Annotated in this window: 20 protein-coding genes; 16 read left to right on the forward strand and 4 right to left on the reverse strand. The window is 66.7% G+C overall.

Features of this window, described 5'->3' with window-relative positions; genetic code table 11:
• Window positions 1–13 precede the first annotated feature (13 nt).
• Complete coding sequence (parE, locus tag VG566_RS08680) at window positions 14–1903, reverse strand: DNA topoisomerase IV subunit B (protein ID WP_197556747.1); 1890 nt, start codon at window positions 1901–1903, stop codon at window positions 14–16.
• A gap of 171 nt (window positions 1904–2074) precedes the next feature.
• On the opposite strand from parE, the gene VG566_RS08685 reads away from it, so the two are divergent.
• The 10 genes from VG566_RS08685 to truD all read left to right on the forward strand — a co-directional run bounded on the left by VG566_RS08685 (window position 2075) and on the right by truD (window position 9968).
• Window positions 2075–2308 (forward strand): hypothetical protein, encoded by a 234-nt coding sequence (locus VG566_RS08685; RefSeq protein WP_014646695.1) that lies wholly within the window; start codon window positions 2075–2077, stop codon window positions 2306–2308.
• Window positions 2309–2708: 400 nt separating this feature from the next.
• The gene (locus VG566_RS08690) at window positions 2709–4373 is read left to right on the forward strand and encodes a CTP synthase (protein ID WP_241884369.1); all 1665 of its coding nucleotides are present in this window, start codon (window positions 2709–2711) and stop codon (window positions 4371–4373) included.
• A gap of 89 nt (window positions 4374–4462) precedes the next feature.
• Window positions 4463–5293: a 3-deoxy-8-phosphooctulonate synthase gene (kdsA, locus tag VG566_RS08695; protein ID WP_014036736.1), complete on the forward strand. Its 831-nt coding sequence runs from the start codon at window positions 4463–4465 to the stop codon at window positions 5291–5293.
• On the forward strand, window positions 5290–5637 hold the full coding sequence (locus tag VG566_RS08700) for a hypothetical protein (RefSeq protein ID WP_197556746.1): 348 nt from the start codon (window positions 5290–5292) through the stop codon (window positions 5635–5637). Before kdsA ends, VG566_RS08700 begins: the two co-directional genes overlap by 4 nt.
• Window positions 5637–5966, forward strand: coding sequence for a hypothetical protein (locus tag VG566_RS08705; protein ID WP_134967098.1), 330 nt, complete (start codon window positions 5637–5639; stop codon window positions 5964–5966). Before VG566_RS08700 ends, VG566_RS08705 begins: the two co-directional genes overlap by 1 nt.
• 96 nt (window positions 5967–6062) lie before the next feature.
• Complete coding sequence (gene eno, locus VG566_RS08710) at window positions 6063–7355, forward strand: phosphopyruvate hydratase (RefSeq protein WP_014646700.1); 1293 nt, start codon at window positions 6063–6065, stop codon at window positions 7353–7355.
• Between the two features lie 4 nt (window positions 7356–7359).
• The gene (gene ftsB / locus VG566_RS08715; protein ID WP_005412924.1) at window positions 7360–7713 is read left to right on the forward strand and encodes a cell division protein FtsB; all 354 of its coding nucleotides are present in this window, start codon (window positions 7360–7362) and stop codon (window positions 7711–7713) included.
• Window positions 7710–8408 carry a 2-C-methyl-D-erythritol 4-phosphate cytidylyltransferase gene (gene ispD, locus VG566_RS08720; protein ID WP_423172627.1) on the forward strand — a complete coding sequence of 233 codons (699 nt, stop codon included), beginning with the start codon at window positions 7710–7712 and terminating at the stop codon, window positions 8406–8408. The genes ftsB and ispD overlap by 4 nt, the downstream gene beginning before the upstream one ends.
• Window positions 8409–8442: 34 nt before the next feature.
• Window positions 8443–8940 (forward strand): 2-C-methyl-D-erythritol 2,4-cyclodiphosphate synthase, encoded by a 498-nt coding sequence (gene ispF / locus VG566_RS08725; protein WP_014646702.1) that lies wholly within the window; start codon window positions 8443–8445, stop codon window positions 8938–8940.
• Window positions 8937–9968, forward strand: coding sequence for a tRNA pseudouridine(13) synthase TruD (gene truD / locus VG566_RS08730; protein WP_241884370.1), 1032 nt, complete (start codon window positions 8937–8939; stop codon window positions 9966–9968). Before ispF ends, truD begins: the two co-directional genes overlap by 4 nt.
• Before the next feature lie 69 nt (window positions 9969–10037).
• On the opposite strand, the gene VG566_RS08735 is transcribed toward truD, so the two are convergent.
• Window positions 10038–10577 (reverse strand): Smr/MutS family protein, encoded by a 540-nt coding sequence (locus VG566_RS08735; protein WP_032959185.1) that lies wholly within the window; start codon window positions 10575–10577, stop codon window positions 10038–10040.
• 209 nt (window positions 10578–10786) lie between these two features.
• Between VG566_RS08735 and surE the strand changes: the two genes are divergently transcribed.
• The 5 genes from surE (at window position 10787) to VG566_RS08760 (ending at window position 14630) form a co-directional block, all read left to right on the forward strand.
• Entirely contained in the window at window positions 10787–11566 is a 780-nt protein-coding gene (surE, locus tag VG566_RS08740) for a 5'/3'-nucleotidase SurE (RefSeq protein ID WP_032959183.1), read from the forward strand.
• Window positions 11563–12240, forward strand: coding sequence for a protein-L-isoaspartate(D-aspartate) O-methyltransferase (locus tag VG566_RS08745; RefSeq protein ID WP_014646706.1), 678 nt, complete (start codon window positions 11563–11565; stop codon window positions 12238–12240). Before surE ends, VG566_RS08745 begins: the two co-directional genes overlap by 4 nt.
• Before the next feature lie 18 nt (window positions 12241–12258).
• Complete coding sequence (locus VG566_RS08750; protein ID WP_014646707.1) at window positions 12259–12873, forward strand: YqaA family protein; 615 nt, start codon at window positions 12259–12261, stop codon at window positions 12871–12873.
• The gene (locus tag VG566_RS08755; protein ID WP_046429908.1) at window positions 12870–13655 is read left to right on the forward strand and encodes a peptidoglycan DD-metalloendopeptidase family protein; all 786 of its coding nucleotides are present in this window, start codon (window positions 12870–12872) and stop codon (window positions 13653–13655) included. Before VG566_RS08750 ends, VG566_RS08755 begins: the two co-directional genes overlap by 4 nt.
• Before the next feature lie 486 nt (window positions 13656–14141).
• Window positions 14142–14630 (forward strand): hypothetical protein, encoded by a 489-nt coding sequence (locus VG566_RS08760; RefSeq protein WP_046429909.1) that lies wholly within the window; start codon window positions 14142–14144, stop codon window positions 14628–14630.
• Window positions 14631–14657: 27 nt separating this feature from the next.
• Here VG566_RS08760 and VG566_RS08765 read toward each other — a convergent pair whose 3' ends face one another.
• A complete protein-coding gene (locus VG566_RS08765; RefSeq protein ID WP_014646710.1) occupies window positions 14658–15032 on the reverse strand; it encodes an Mth938-like domain-containing protein in 375 nt (124 codons plus the stop codon).
• A gap of 13 nt (window positions 15033–15045) precedes the next feature.
• Window positions 15046–15351 (reverse strand): ribosome assembly RNA-binding protein YhbY, encoded by a 306-nt coding sequence (gene yhbY / locus VG566_RS08770; RefSeq protein WP_014646711.1) that lies wholly within the window; start codon window positions 15349–15351, stop codon window positions 15046–15048.
• 65 nt (window positions 15352–15416) lie between these two features.
• On the opposite strand from yhbY, the gene rlmE reads away from it, so the two are divergent.
• Complete coding sequence (gene rlmE, locus VG566_RS08775; RefSeq protein WP_005409014.1) at window positions 15417–16049, forward strand: 23S rRNA (uridine(2552)-2'-O)-methyltransferase RlmE; 633 nt, start codon at window positions 15417–15419, stop codon at window positions 16047–16049.
• The last annotated feature ends 35 nt before the right edge of the window (window positions 16050–16084 follow it).

Genomic DNA, 16084 nt, shown 5'->3' on the forward strand with positions numbered 1-16084 from the left:
CCCCGTGCCGGGATCAGACCTCCAGCGAGGCCAGATCGCCCTTCGACTCCAGCCAGCCCTTGCGGTCGGACGCGCGCTTCTTGGCCAGCAGCATGTCCATCAGCGAACGGGTCTGCTCGCCATCGTCCACGGTCAGCTGCACCAGGCGGCGCGTATCCGGATGGATGGTCGACTCGCGCAGCTGGTTCGGGTTCATCTCGCCCAGGCCCTTGAAGCGGGTGACGTTGACTGCGCCCTTGATCTTCTCGCGCTCGATCTTGTCCAGCATCGAACGCTTCTCTTCCTCATCCAGGGCGTAGAACACCTGCTTGCCCACGTCGATGCGGAACAGCGGCGGCATTGCCACGAACACGTGGCCGGCATCGACCAGCGCCGGGAAATGCCTGAGGAACAGCGCGGTCAGCAGGGTGGCGATATGCAGGCCGTCGGAGTCCGCGTCGGCCAGGATCACCACCTTGCCGTAGCGCAGGCCGGTGATGTCGTCCTTGCCGGGGTCGCAGCCGATGGCCACGGCCAGGTTGTGCACTTCTTCGGAGGCCAGCACGCTGTTGGACGACACTTCCCAGGTGTTGAGGATCTTGCCGCGCAGCGGCAGGATCGCCTGGAAATCCTTGTCGCGCGCCTGCTTGGCGCTGCCGCCTGCCGAGTCACCTTCCACCAGGAACAGCTCGGTGCGCGACAGGTCCTGGCTGATGCAGTCGGCCAGCTTGCCGGGCAGGGCCGGGCCCTGCGTGACCTTCTTGCGGACGACCAGCTTCTCGGTCTTCAGGCGCGCACTGGCGCGCTCGATGGCGATCTGCGCGATCTTCTCGCCCAGCTCCACGTTCTGGTTCAGCAACAGGCTGAACGCATCGTGCGCGGCGCCCTCTACAAAGCCGGCGGCCTGGCGCGAGGACAGGCGTTCCTTGGTCTGGCCGCTGAACTGCGGGTCGGTCATCTTCAGCGACAGCACGAACGACACCCGGTCCCACACGTCTTCCGGGGCCAGCTTGACGCCGCGTGGCAGCAGGTTGCGGAAGTCGCAGAACTCGCGCAGCGCCTCGGTCAGGCCGGTACGCAGGCCGTTGACATGGGTGCCATGCTGGGCGGTCGGAATCAGGTTGACATAGCTTTCCTGGACCAGCTCACCTTCCGGCAGCCAGGCCACGGCCCAGTCCACCACCTCGGTGTCCTTCTTGAGGTTGCCGACGAACAGGTCGGCCGGCAGCGATTCGCGATCGCCCAGTTCCAGCTTCAGGTAGTCGCGCAGGCCGTCTTCGTAGTGCCAGGTATCGACTTCACCGGTGGCTTCGTCGGTCAGCTTGACGGTCAGGCCCGGGCACAGCACGGCCTTGGCGCGCAGCAGGTGCTTCAACGCGCGCACTGCGAACTTGGGCGTGTCGAAGTACTTCGGGTCCGGCCAGAAGCGCACGCGGGTACCGGTGTTCTTCTTGCCGACGGTGCCGACCACCTCCAGCGGCGTGGCGCGGTCGCCATTGCGGAAGGTGATGCGGTGTTCGGCACCTTCGCGCTTGATGTGCACCTCCACCAGGGTCGACAGCGCGTTGACCACGCTGACGCCGACGCCATGCAGGCCGCCGGAGAAGGTGTAGTTGTTGTTGCTGAACTTGCCGCCTGCATGCAGGCGGGTGAGGATCAGTTCGACGCCCGGGATCTTCTCTTCCGGATGGATGTCCACCGGCATGCCGCGGCCGTCATCGCTGACCTCCACGCTGCCGTCCTTGTACAGGGTGATCTCGATCGAGCGGGCATGGCCGGCGAGGGCCTCGTCCACCGAGTTGTCGATCACTTCCTGCGCCAGGTGGTTCGGGCGCGCGGTGTCGGTATACATGCCGGGACGGCGCTTGACCGGGTCAAGGCCGGACAGGACTTCAATATCGGCGGCGTTATAGCGGGCGTTCATCTATCTTCTAAAGCGCGGAGCGACGCGCAAGTGTGCGGTCTGGACGGCGATTTTGCACGCCTGCGGTTCAGCCTCGGCGCCGGGGAGGGGGTAAAATGGCAGCCGCTGGAATCTGAACGTCGGCGGCCCCATCGGGTCGAAACATCCAAGCCATACCGCGAGGAGGACCTCATGAAGAAGTTGCTGACCGTTGCAATCCTGGCCGCTGCCGCCGTTGCAGTGCCGCTGGTGGTGGCGCAGAACGCGGGCCAGCCGGCCCCGCAGCAGGGTGACCAGGCCGACAAGGCGCAGGCCGAGGCCGATGCCAAGGCCAAGCGTCGTGCTCAGGCCAATGCCGAAATGAAGGCGCAGGGCCAGCCGGCCCCGCAGAAGGAAGAAGAGGAAGAAGCGCGCAAGAAGCGCTGATCCCGCAACCTGCCAAGCGCCCTTGCGACAAGGGGTGCGCAACGGAACGCCCCGCTCAGCGGGGCGTTTCTTTTTAGGAACGTGGCGTCTGCCCCTTGGGTTGGCGGCCATCAATCTGTAAACTATGGCTTTCCGGGAGTAAGTGCGTGTCCACCCTTTGCGAATGGGCTGGAGCGGCCAAGCGTGGCTTCCAGCATGGCGGGTCGCAGGTGACGGTCGATTTGGCCGGCACGGCCGCCCCGACCTCGCACGATGGTCCCCGTCCGGCGCCTGCCGCCGCACGGATCCGCACCTCCCTCGCTGTCCCAGCGAACCGGAAAACCCCCTCCGAGCACCATGCCCGCCCTCCGGGTGCGCGTGGTGTTGCCGTTTTCCATTTCCAGACAGGATGCTTGCAGCCATGACTCCCTTGATTTTCGTAACCGGCGGCGTGGTGTCCTCGCTCGGCAAAGGCATTGCCGCCGCGTCGCTGGCCGCCATTCTCGAAGCCCGTGGCCTGAAGGTCACGATGATGAAGCTCGACCCGTACATCAACGTCGACCCGGGCACCATGAGCCCGTTCCAGCACGGTGAGGTGTATGTCACCGACGACGGCGCCGAGACCGACCTCGACCTGGGCCACTACGAGCGCTTCGTGCGCACCCGCCTGAGCCGCAAGAACTCGGTCACCACCGGCCGCATCTACGAGAACGTGATCCGCAAGGAGCGCCGCGGCGACTACCTGGGTGCGACCGTGCAGGTCATTCCGCACATCACCGACGAGATCCGCCGCTGCATCGACGAAGCCACCGAAGGCTACGACGTGGCGCTGGTCGAGATCGGTGGCACCGTCGGCGACATCGAGTCGCTGCCGTTCCTGGAAGCGATCCGCCAGGTGCGCACCGAGCGTGGCCCGGAGAAGGCGCTGTTCATGCACCTCACTCTGGTGCCGTACATCGGCGCCGCCGGTGAGCTGAAGACCAAGCCGACCCAGCATTCGGTGAAGGAACTGCGTTCGATCGGCATCCAGCCGGACGTGCTGCTGTGCCGTTCCGAGCAGGCCGTGCCGGATTCGGAGCGCCGCAAGATCGCCCAGTTCACCAACGTCTCCGAGCGCGCAGTGATCAGCGTGCCGGACGTGGACGTGCTGTATCGCATTCCGTCGGGCCTGCACGCGCAGGGCCTGGACGAGATCGTGGTCAACCAGCTGAAGCTGGCCGACAAGGCCGGTCCGGTCGATCTGTCGATGTGGGAGGACGCAGTCGATGCGACCCTGCATCCGCTGGATGAAGTGACCATCGCCGTGGTCGGCAAGTACGTGGATCACCAGGATGCCTACAAGTCGGTCGGCGAAGCACTGAAGCACGGCGGCCTGCGCCAGCGCACCAAGGTCAACCTGAAGTGGCTGGAAGCACAGGATCTGGAAGGCACCGACATGGCCGCACTGGCCGATGTCGACGGCATCCTGGTGCCGGGTGGCTTCGGTGACCGTGGTTTCGAAGGCAAGGTGCTGACCTCGAAGTTCGCCCGCGAGCAGCACGTGCCGTACTTCGGCATCTGCTACGGCATGCAGGCGGCCGTCGTCGATTACGCGCGCAACGTGGTCGGCCTGGAAGGCGCCAACAGCACCGAGAACGACCGCCAGTCGCCGAACCCGGTGATCGGCCTGATCACCGAATGGCGCACCGCCACCGGCGATGTCGAGAAGCGTGACGACAAGAGCGACCTCGGCGGCACCATGCGCCTGGGCCTGCAGGAACAGCGCCTGAAGCCGGGCACGCTGGCCCGTGAGCTGTACGGCAAGGACGTCGTCGCCGAGCGCCACCGCCACCGCTACGAGTTCAACAACCGTTACCGCACCCAGCTGGAAGATGCCGGCCTGGTGATCGCCGGCAAGTCGATGGACGACACCCTGGTGGAAGTGGTCGAACTGCCGCGCGACGCGCATCCGTGGTTCCTGGCCTGCCAGGCGCACCCGGAATTCCTGTCCACGCCGCGTGATGGCCACCCGCTGTTCATCGGTTTCATCCGTGCCGCGCGCGAGCGCAAGGCCGGCGGCAACCTGCTTTCCGCAGCGCGCGCCTGACTTGTGAATGGGGGCTTCGGCCCCCATCCTGCATGCTTCAACCCCCAGCGCACCGGCCCGGCCGGTGCTGCGGACAACAAGGAAACGCCATGAAACTGTGTGGATTCGAGGTCGGGCTGGACCAGCCCCTGTTCCTGATCGCCGGCCCCTGCGTGATCGAGTCGATGCAGCTGCAGCTCGATACCGCCGGCAAGCTGAAGGAAGTCACCGACAAGCTCGGCGTCAACTTCATCTTCAAGTCCAGCTTCGACAAGGCCAACCGCACCTCGGGCACCGCGTTCCGCGGCCCGGGCATGGAAGAGGGCCTGAAGGTCCTGGCCGAGGTCAAGAAGCAGATCGGCGTGCCGGTGCTGACCGACGTCCATGAGTACACCCCGATGGACGAAGTGGCCTCGGTGGTGGATGTGCTGCAGACCCCGGCGTTCCTGGTCCGCCAGACCGACTTCATCCGCAAGGTGTGCTCGGCCGGCAAGCCGGTCAACATCAAGAAGGGCCAGTTCCTGGCGCCCTGGGACATGAAGCCGGTCGTGGAGAAGGCCAAGGCCACCGGCAACGAGCAGATCATGGTCTGCGAGCGCGGTGCCAGCTTCGGCTACAACAACCTGGTCAGCGACATGCGCTCGCTGGCGGTGATGCGCGATACCGGTTGCCCGGTGGTGTTCGATGCCACCCACTCGGTGCAGTTGCCGGGCGGGCAGGGCACCAGTTCCGGTGGCCAGCGTGAGCACGTGCCGGTGCTGGCCCGTGCTGCCGTCGCGGTGGGCATCTCCGGCCTGTTCGCCGAGACCCATCCGGATCCGTCCAAGGCCCTGTCCGATGGCCCCAACGCGTGGCCGCTGGACCAGATGGAAGCGCTGCTCGAGACCCTGATGGAGCTTGACGCGGTGACCAAGAAGCACGGCTTCTCGCGCTTCGCGTGAGTCGTGACCCGAGGGTGGCGCTGGAAGCCCAGCGTCATCGCCGGCACTGGAAACAGTGGCCCTGGGGCCTGATCGCACTGGGCCTGGCCGTGCTGTTCACCGTGGGCATGTTTGGCCTGGTGCTGATCGGTGCGGCGTCGGTGCGCCCCCCGGGTGATGGCAGCAGCGCGCTTGATCTGCGTGCGTATTTCATTGCGCTGCTGGTCGCGGAGCTGTTCGGTGCCGCGGGCTGCCTCGCGGCCGCGGTGCTGGCCTGGCGGCTGAATCGCGGCAAAGTGGCGGCTGGCTTTGCGATCATCCTGCTTTCGCTGTGGCTCGGCGCCCTGTTCTACGGATTGCTTTGATGAATACGAGCACGTCGGCGCGCGGCTGGCCCTGGGGCCTGGTCGCGCTGGGGCTGTCCGTGCTCGCCTGGGCGTCCCTGCTGCTGGGAGTAATGGCCTTTGCGGCCAGCTTCGGCTCGCCGGGTGACGGAAACCATGCCATCCAGGCCATGCAGTACTGGATCGTGGCCGCGCTGGTCGCGCTGGGTGCGTCTTTCGTCGGCAGCCTGGTGGCGATGGTGCTCGCCTGGCGACGCCGTCGTGGACCCATCGCGGCGGCGGTGGCCGGTGCGTTGCTGGTGATGCTGGTGTCGCTGGCCCTGATCGTGATCGGGTCCAGCTGGGGCTGATGCCGCCCAGGCCATTTGGCAAGTGGCGGGCAGCCGGGGATAATCACGCGGCATTCGTTTTGTCGCCCCCTCTCCAGACAGGTAACCGGCCCGACCATGAGTACGATCCGCAGCATCCACGCCCGTGAAATCCTTGACAGCCGTGGCAACCCCACGCTGGAAGCCGAAGTCATCCTGGAGGACGGTTCGTTCGGTCGTGCCGCGGTTCCCTCCGGCGCCTCGACCGGCACCAAGGAAGCGGTCGAGCTGCGTGACGGTGACAAGACCCGTTATCTGGGCAAGGGCGTGCGCAAGGCCGTCGACAACGTCAACACCACGATTGCCGCCGCGCTGAAGGGCTTTGAGGCTACCGACCAGGCCGGCCTCGACCGTCGCCTGATCGATCTGGACGGCACCGAGAACAAGGGCCGCCTGGGTGCCAACGCGCTGCTGGGTGTTTCGATGGCCGCCGCGCATGCCGCCGCTGCATCGAACAAGCAGGCACTGTGGCAGTACCTGGCTGCCAGGACCGGCGTGACCCCGGCGCTGCCGGTGCCGATGATGAACATCATCAATGGCGGCGCGCATGCCGACAACAACGTCGACTTCCAGGAGTTCATGGTGCTGCCGGTCGGCTTCACCTCGTTCTCCGAAGCGCTGCGTGCCGGTACCGAAATCTTCCATTCGCTGAAGTCGGTGCTGAAGGGCCACGGCCTGAGCACCGCGGTCGGCGACGAAGGTGGCTTCGCGCCGGACTTCCGCAGCAACGTCGAAGCGCTGGACACCATTCTCGAAGCGATCGGCAAGGCGGGCTACACCGCCGGTGAAGACGTGCTGCTGGGCCTGGACGTGGCCTCCAGCGAGTTCTTCGAGAACGGCAAGTACAACCTGGTCGGCGAGAACAAGCGCCTGACCTCCGAGCAGTTCGTCGACTTCCTCGCCGACTGGGCCGCGCAGTACCCGATCATCACGATTGAAGATGGCCTGGCCGAGAACGACTGGGCCGGCTGGAAGCTGCTGACCGACCGCATCGGCAAGAAGGTGCAGCTGGTTGGCGACGACCTGTTCGTGACCAACCCGAAGATCTTCCAGGAAGGCATCGACTCGGGCACTGCCAATGCGATCCTGATCAAGGTCAACCAGATCGGCACCCTCAGCGAAACCCTGGAAGCGATCGCCATGGCCGATCGTGCAGGCTACGCCGCCGTGGTCTCGCACCGTTCGGGCGAAACCGAAGACACCACCATCGCCGACATCGCAGTGGCCACCACCGCCACCCAGATCAAGACCGGTTCGCTGTGCCGCAGCGATCGCGTGGCCAAGTACAACCAGCTGCTGCGCATCGAGGAAGCCCTCGGCGCCGGCGCGCGTTACGCCGGTCGTGACGCGTTCGTTTCGCTGAAGCGCTGAGCCGATGCGCGACTGGCGCTGGATGCTGCTGGTGCTGGCCCTGTTGCTGGGCTGGCTGCAGTACCGCTTCTGGTTTGGTCCGGGCAATTCGGGTGAAGTGATGATGCTCGAAGCCCAGGTCGCCAACCAGGAGCGGGACAATGAGGGCCTGCAGCAGCGCAATGATGCGCTCGCTGCGGAAGTGAAGGACCTCAAGGAAGGCCAGTCCGCCATCGAGGAACGCGCGCGCAGCGAGCTGGGCATGATCAAGCCCGGCGAGAAGTTCTATCGCGTGGTCGAGGATGCGCCGGTGCACCCGGCGCAGCCTGCGGCAGGTGTCAGTGCGCAGGTTGGCGACCACCCGGCGGACGTGCCATGAGTGCGGCGATCTGGGTCGTGGTTCCGGCTGCTGGCCGTGGCACCCGCTTTGGCGCGCCGTTGCCCAAGCAGTACCTGCAGGCGGGCGGGCAGATCCTGCTCGCCCATACCCTGGACGCCCTGCTGGCGCATCCGGCCGTAGCCGGGGCAATGATAGTGATCGGCCCGGACGACGCCGACTGGCCCGGCTGGAACGAGTGGGCGGGCAAGCCGGTGCTGACCTGCATCGGTGGCGCGACCCGTGCCGCTTCGGTGCTGGCTGGCCTGCAGGCGCTGCCGGAGACGGTGCGCGCTGATGAATTCGTGCTGGTCCACGATGCCGCGCGGCCGAACCTGTCCCTGGTCGATCTCGGCCGCCTGCTTGAAGTCGGTCGTGCCGATCCGGTCGGGGCGATCCTGGCCGCACCGGTACGCGACACCCTCAAGCGTGCGGGCGACGACGGTGGCATCGATGGCACCGAGCCGCGCGAGCGGCTGTGGCGCGCACTGACACCACAACTGTTCCGCCGCCACCAGCTCAGCCGCGCGCTGTCCGAAGCCGCCGCCGCCGGTGTTGAAGTCACCGATGAGGCCATGGCCATGGAGCGCCAGGGCCAGCGCCCGCTGCTGGTGGAAGGCAGCGAGGACAACTTCAAGGTCACCACCCCGGCCGATCTGGACCGGTTTGAATTCGTACTTTCCCGCCGCGCCGGCTGACCGTCCGCGCGGCCCTGCAGCAAGGGTTGCATCCATGAGCACCGCACCGTTCCCGCCCGTCCGCATCGGCCAGGGCTACGACGTCCATGCCTTCGGTGAAGGCGACCACATCATGCTTGGCGGAGTGAACGTGCCGCACAGCTGCGGCGTGCTTGCACACAGCGACGGCGACGTGATCCTGCACGCCCTCTGCGATGCCATGCTCGGCGCACTGGCGCTGGGCGATATCGGCCAGCATTTCCCGCCCAGTGACGACCGCTGGAAGGGGGCCGACAGCAGCGAGTTCGTGCGCCACTGCGACAGCCTGCTGCGTGAGCGCGGCTGGCGCGTCGGCAACACCGACATCACCGTGATCTGCGAGCGGCCGAAGGTCGGCCCGCATGCGCTTGCGATGCGTGAGCGCATCGGTGGGTTGCTGCAGCTGCCGCTGGACGCGGTCAGCGTCAAGGCCACCACCTCGGAGAAGCTGGGCTTCACCGGCCGTGGTGAAGGCATCGCCGCGCAGGCGGTCGTGTTGCTGGTGGCGGCATGATCCCGCTGCCGTTGGCGTTTGGTGCGCCGTTGTTGACGGCGCGCATCCGCACCACGCCGGACGATTTCCAGGTGGATGAACTGCCGGCGTTCGAGGCGAGCGGTGAAGGCGAGCATCTGCTGCTGCACATCCGCAAGCGCGGCGCCAACACCGTGCATGTGGCCAAGGTACTGGCAAAATGGGCGGGCCTGCCGGAAATGGCGGTGAGTTACGCCGGCATGAAAGACCGCTACGCGGTCACCACCCAGCGTTTCAGCGTGCACCTGCCCAAGCGCATTGCGCCGGACCTGGCCGAGTTGGCCAGTGACGAAATCGAAGTCATCGAGGCAACCTGGCACAACCGCAAGCTGCAGCGCGGCGCCCTGGCCGGCAACCGCTTCAAGCTGGTGCTGCGCGAGGTGCAGGGCGATGCCGCCGCGATCAGCGAGCGCCTGCAGCAGATTGCCGCGCGCGGCCTGCCGAACTGGTTTGGTGAACAGCGTTTCGGCCGCGACGGTGGCAACGTGCCGGCTGCACTGGCGATGTTCGGTGGCCGCCGCATGCGCAAGGACCAGCGTTCGCTGCTGCTCTCTGCAGCCCGTTCGGCGCTGTTCAACCGCGTGCTGGCCGCGCGCGTGGAGCAGGGCAGCTGGGACCAGCCGCTCGATGGCGAAGTCTGGATGCTCGATGGCAGTCGCAGTGTGTTCGGCCCCGAGCCGTACACGGATGTGCTGGCCGAGCGGCTGGCGCGTTTCGACATCCATCCCAGCGCGCCGTTGTGGGGCGAAGGCGAGCTGCGCAGCACCGACGCTGCGCGTGAGCTGGAGCTGGCCGCGCTGGACGACGACGAGTCGAAGGCACTGCGGGCCGGCCTGGAAGATGCGCGCCTGAAGCAGGAGCGCCGCGCGTTGCGCCTGCGTCCGGCGCTGCTGCAGCACCAGTGGCTGGCCGACGACGTGCTGGAACTGTCGTTCGCGTTGCCGCCAGGCTGCTACGCCACCGCCGTGCTGCACGAACTCGGCCCCGTCGAAGACGCCTCGCAGGCCTGACAGAAAAAAGGGGACGGAGGGAATTAAGTCGTTTGTGGCACAAACGACTTAATTCCCTCCGTCCCCTTTTCAACGCCGCGCCAGCAGCACCAGTACCGCGCCGGTGCCGCCTTGTCCGGTCGGTGCCGAATGGAATGCCAGCACGTCGTTGCGCAGCCGCAGCAGGCGATCGACCAGGTTCTTCAGCACCGGTGCGCCGCCATCGGACTGCAGTCCCTTGCCGTGGATGATGCGCACGCAGCCGTACTCGTGTGCATGCGCTTCCAGCAGGAACTGGCGCAGCAGGGCTTCGGCCTGTGCGGCGGTGGCGCCGTGCAGATCCAGTTCGTCCTGCACCGAGTACTGGCCGCGCTTGAGGCGCTGGAACAGGCGTGGTGGCAGGTTGTCGCGGCGATAGCTGGCCACGTCGCCGGCTTCCAGTGGCGCACTGTCGCGCAGCAGCCGGGCGAACTCGCCGGCCGCTTCGGCCTCGTCACGTTCGGCCATGCGCGCACGCGGTTTCGGCCGGGGCGCGGCAGGTGCCGGCTCGGCATCCTTGCGCAGCGGCTTCACTTCGCCGATGGCCGCACGGAACAAGGCGGCCGGATCTTCGTCATCAGGGTGCGACATGCGCACAGGGTAAACCGCCGGCGCAGGTCTGCCTATGACGGTTCGATGTCGGCCGTGACCGCTGACAGGGTAGGACCGGCGGCCCGCATGCGGCACAATAGACGATGCCCTTGCAGGGTCGACCGCTTCCGCAGGGGAGCGCGACGGTCCCGCCCACACTGCACGGTGATGGAATCGAATTCTTGGAAAATCAAGCGGTTAAATCGAAGATGCGAATCCTGGTCAGCAATGACGATGGTGTCGACGCCGCAGGCATCCGGATGCTTGCCGCGGTCCTGCGCGAGGCCGGTCACGAAGTCACGGTGGTTGCGCCCGACCGCGATCGCTCCGGCGCCAGCAACTCGCTGACCCTGGACCTGCCGATCCGGCTCAAGCGCATCGACCATTACACCGTTTCGGTGGCCGGTACACCCACCGACTGCGTGCACCTGGCGCTGACCGGCCTGCTTGAATTCGAGCCTGACATTGTCGTGTCCGGCATCAACAACGCTGCCAATCTCGGCGACGACGTGATCTATTCCGGCACCGTCTCGGCGGCGATGGAAGGTCGCTTCCTCGGCCTGCCGGCGGTGGCGGTCTCGCTGGTCAGCCGCAACCACGATCCGAAGCACTTCGAGACCGCCGCGCGTGCTGCGGTGGAGATTGTCGCCCGGCTCAAGGCCGATCCGCTGCCGGCCGACACCATCCTCAACGTCAACGTGCCGGACCTGCCGTGGAGCGAGGTCAAGGGCTTCGAGGTCACCCGCCTCGGCAACCGCCATCGTGCCGAAGGCTGCATCGCGCAGAAGGATCCGCGCGGCAACGAGGTCTACTGGATCGGCCCTGCCGGCCGTGAGCAGGATTCGGGTCCAGGTACCGATTTCCACGCGGTGCGCACCGGCCACATCTCGATCACCCCGATCCAGGTCGACCTCACCCGCTACCAGGCGCTGGAGAAGGTCGCCAGCTGGGTCGGCGGCCTCAGCGCCGCGCTGGACCAGCCGGCATGAGCCCACGCCTGCGATTGCAGCCGGAAGCCGTCGGTATCGGCATGACCTCGCAGCGCGTGCGTGACCGCCTGGTCGACCGCCTGCGCGAAGCCGGCATCGTCGACGAGCCGACCTTGAACGCGATCCGGGTGGTGCCGCGCCATCTGTTCATCGATGAAGCCCTGGCCTCGCGTGCCTATGAAGACACCGCGCTGCCGATCGGCCATGGCCAGACCATCTCGCAGCCCTGGGTGGTTGCGCGGATGACCGAGGCAGTGCTGCAGGTCTCGCCGAAGCGGGTGCTGGAAGTCGGCACCGGTTCCGGTTACCAGGCCGCCATCCTTGGCGCGTTGGGCCTGGAGGTCTACACCGTGGAGCGCATTGGTGATCTGCTGCGCCAGGCCCGCAAGCGCTTCCGTGCGCTGGGCATGAACATCCGCACCAAGCACGACGACGGCCGCGTCGGCTGGGCCGAGCACGGCCCGTTCGATGCCATCGTGGTCACTGCGGCGGCGCCGGCACTGGTCGACGCCCTGATCGAGCAGCTGGCCGAAGGCGGCCGCCTGGTGGCGCCGGTCGGTGGCCCTGGGGCGCAGTCGCTGGTACAGCTGGACCGCAAGGCCGACGGCAGCATCGAACAACACGTGCTGGCGCCGGTCACGTTCGTGCCGCTGCTGTCTGGCATGCTCGACTAATCCACGGAGCAGGGTTGCATGAAGATTTTCGGGCCGCTGTACGAGCGGGCGATGAAGTGGGCGGCGCACGAACGCGCGCCGACCTACCTGACGGTGTTGAGCTTCTTCGAGGCGATCATCTTCCCGGTGATGCCGGAGGTGATGCTGGCGCCGATGTGCGTGGCCCAGCCCAAGCGCGGCTGGTGGTTTGCCACCCTCAGCCTGGCCGGCTCGATGGTCGGTGCGCTGGTCGGCTACGCGCTGGGTCACTACGCTTTCGAGGCGATCAAGCCGCTGTTTGAAGTGCTGGGCATGCTGCCGGCGATCGAGCAGGGCATCACCACCGTGCAGGCGAAGATGGCCGAATCGCCGTGGGCGGTGTTCACCTTCCTGGTGCTGGGCGGCTTCATGCCCATCCCGATGAAGGTCTTCACGTGGGCATCGGGTATCGTCGGCGTACCGATGCCGCAGTACCTGTTGAGCATGCTGATCGGTCGCGGCAAGCGCGTGTTCGTGCTGGCTGCGGTCATCCGTATCGGTGGTGCGCGTGCTGAAGCGGCACTGCGTCGCTGGATTGAACCGCTGGGCTGGATCGCCACCGCGTTGGTGGTGGTGCTGATCGCCTGGCTTGTATGGAGGTCGAAGTTCGCATGAGTCCTGATCGTCTGAGCAAGGGAGTGCGCATCGGCGCGCTGGCGTTGCTGGTTTCCACCCTGGCCGCCTGCGGCACCGCCACTGTGGTTCGTCCTGGTGGTGGCAGCACCGGTGGTGGTGTGACCACGCCGAAGACCTCGGTGCCCAAGCCCGGGCAGACCGTGGTGGTGCGCAAGGGCGACACCATCTATGCGCTGGCCCGCATCCATGACATCACCCCGGCCGACCTGATTGCCTGGAACAGCCTGGACAACCCCTCGACCATCCATCCGGGGCAGGTGATCCGGCTGTATCCGGCCGGTGCCAGCGGCGGCCGCGCGCCGACCACGGTGGTCACCGCGCCGCGCCCGGGTGGCAGCAGCGCCGGCAGCACGGCGCCAACTCCGGCGCCGGCCGGTCCGGTGAAGAGCAACATCGCCTGGCGCTGGCCGGCCGATGGCGCGATCGTCGGCCGCTACGTTGCCGGCGATGCGACCAAGCAGGGCGTGGACATCGCCGGTACCAGCGGCCAGCCGGTCAAGGCCACCGCCAACGGTGTGGTGGTGTACTCCGGCGCCGGCCTGGTCGGCTACGGCGAGCTGATCATCATCAAGCACAGCGACCAGTGGCTGTCGGCCTATGGCCACAACCGCAAGCGCCTGGTGAATGAGGGGCAGAGCGTGAAGGCCGGTGAGCAGATCGCCGAGATGGGCCGCACCGGTGCGAACCGCGACATGGTCCACTTCGAGATCCGCTACAACGGCAAGCCGGTCGACCCGCAGCAATACCTGCCGGCGCGCTGATCGTCGATTCATAATCCGGGCGGATCCCCGGCCCGGCGCAGCGCGCCGGGCGTTCGCCGACGGTGCGGCCCATGGGCCGCAAACACCGCCGGCTCACCCGCTACAACGGCAAGCCGGTCGACCCGCAGCAATACCTGCCGGCGCGCTGATCGTCGATTCATAATCCGGGCGGATCCCCGGCCGGGCGCAGCGCGCCGGGCGTTTGCCGACGGTGCGGCCCATGGGCCGCAAACACCGCCGGCTCACCCGCTACAACGGCAAGCCGGTCGACCCGCAGCAGTACCTGCCGGCGCGTTGAGGTAGTGGGACGGGTGGCGCCGGGCAATGCTCGGCGTTCCCGACCTGTAGCGTCGAGCCGTGCTCGACTCACTGTACGCTGGCCGCCGTGGGTGGCCGTTTGCGACCTTGAGTGGCACATCTCAAGCTTCCCGACAAGCCAGGGAAGCGGCATGCTTCAACGGAACCAGCCTCCCGATCCGGTGCCGCATGTCTCGCCCAACAGCCCTTTTCGCGCTGCTCATCGTCGCGCCGTTGGCGACCGCCGCCAGCGATCCACGTGACGTGGTCACCCGCCTCTACGACGCCATCCAGGCGCCGCAGTCGAACGAAACGGCGATTGCTCCGCTGCTGGGTGATGCCCTCCGCTCAGCCATCGATGCGCAGCGTGCATATGAACAGGCCTGCACCGCACTGGCCGCGCCCGACGAGAAGCCGCACATGCTCGACCAGAGCCCGTATTTGTTGGCGCCGGACCGGCCGGAGACGATAACGGTGGGAGCGCCCGGATCGAGCGGTGACGCCACCTGGGTCCATGTCGACATGGCCGTGGGCGACTATCGCTGGACCGACCGGGTCCTGCTGCAGCGGCAGGGCCCGGACTGGAAGGTCATGGATATCCGCTGGGGGCAGGGTGGCAACCTGATCGGTCGGCTGCAGGCGTTCTCCGCGTTCCGCTGCACACCTTCGGGCAGCTAGTGCCCGGGCGCACCCGGCGGCTCGAACTCAGCCTTCCAGGATGAAGGCGGCCGCGACCTTGCGGCCTTCGCCGGCCAGAATGTTGAAGGTGCGCGCGGCGGCCGGATTGTTCATCACCTCCAGGCCGATGCCACGCGACAGACAGGCGGCCATCACCACCGCGGGCGGGAATACCTGACGGTCTCCCGTGCCGAGCACGATCAGCGCCGGATTCAGCGCCAGGATCGGCTCCAGGTCCGCCAACTGCAGCGCGGCGGCACTTGCCACCGGCCAGTGCGTGACCAGTTGGTCCGGGGTGAGGAAGAAACTGCCGCCCAGCACCTGGTCATTCACCTTGGCCGAGCGGCCATCTGCGGCACGCAGGCTGTAGGCGTAATCCGGCGGTTCGTGGTTCAGCTGCATGACGGTAGGACGATCAGCCGCGCGGCAGCACGATCTGGCGCTGTTCCTTGCTCGGGCGGTACAGCACCGCGACGTGGCCGATGCGCTGCACCAGCGCGCTTTCGGTGGCTTCGACGATCTCGCCGATCATCGCGTCACGGGCGTCGCGATCCTCTGCGGCGACCTTCACCTTGACCAGTTCGTGGCGCTCCAGCACTTCGTTCAGCTCAGCGATGAAGGCTGGGGTCACACCCTTGCCGCCGGTCTGCAGCAGGGCCTTCAGGTCGTGGGCTTGGCCGCGCAGGAAACGGGTCTGGGAGGCGGTCAGGGCGATGGACATGCAGGAAAACACGGTTGAATGGGACGATCAGGGTATCATGAGGACCCCATCAGCCCCTATTTTCAATGGCTACCCGCAGCAAAAGCAGCCAGCGCTGGCTCAAGGAACACTTCTCCGACCCCTTCGTGAAGAAGGCGCAGGCCGAGGGCATGCGCTCGCGCGCCGCCTACAAGCTCGAGGAGCTGCTCGAACGTGACCGCCTGCTGAAGCCGCACATGGTGGTGGTCGACCTTGGCGCGGCCCCCGGCGGCTGGTCTCAGCAGGTTCGGAGACAGATCGGGGACACCGGTCGCGTGCTGGCGCTGGACATCCTGGACATGCCGCCGCTGGCCGGCGTGGAGTTCCTTCATGGTGACTTCAGGGAAGAAGCCGTCCTATCGCAGTTTGAAGCCATGCTCGGGGATCAGCCGGTAGACCTTGTGCTGTCGGACATGGCCCCCAATAAGAGTGGTGTAGGTGCGGTCGACCAGCCGCGGATGATGCACCTGGCGGAGCTGGCCCTGGATTTTGCCGACAACCACCTGAAGACCGGTGGGGCGTTCCTGATCAAGCTGTTCCAGGGTGAGGGCTTTGACGACTACGTGCGCGACATGCGCCGCCGTTACGACAAGGTCTCCATCCGCAAGCCGGAGGCGTCGCGCAAGCGCTCTCCCGAGGTGTATGCCTTGGGTCAGGGAAAACGCGCCCACATGAAGTAAGCTCGCAACGTACGCAAGTTCGACCCCAACGCAAC

Source organism: Stenotrophomonas sp. CASM114 (assembly GCF_049384325.1).
Taxonomy (GTDB): domain Bacteria; phylum Pseudomonadota; class Gammaproteobacteria; order Xanthomonadales; family Xanthomonadaceae; genus Stenotrophomonas; species Stenotrophomonas muris.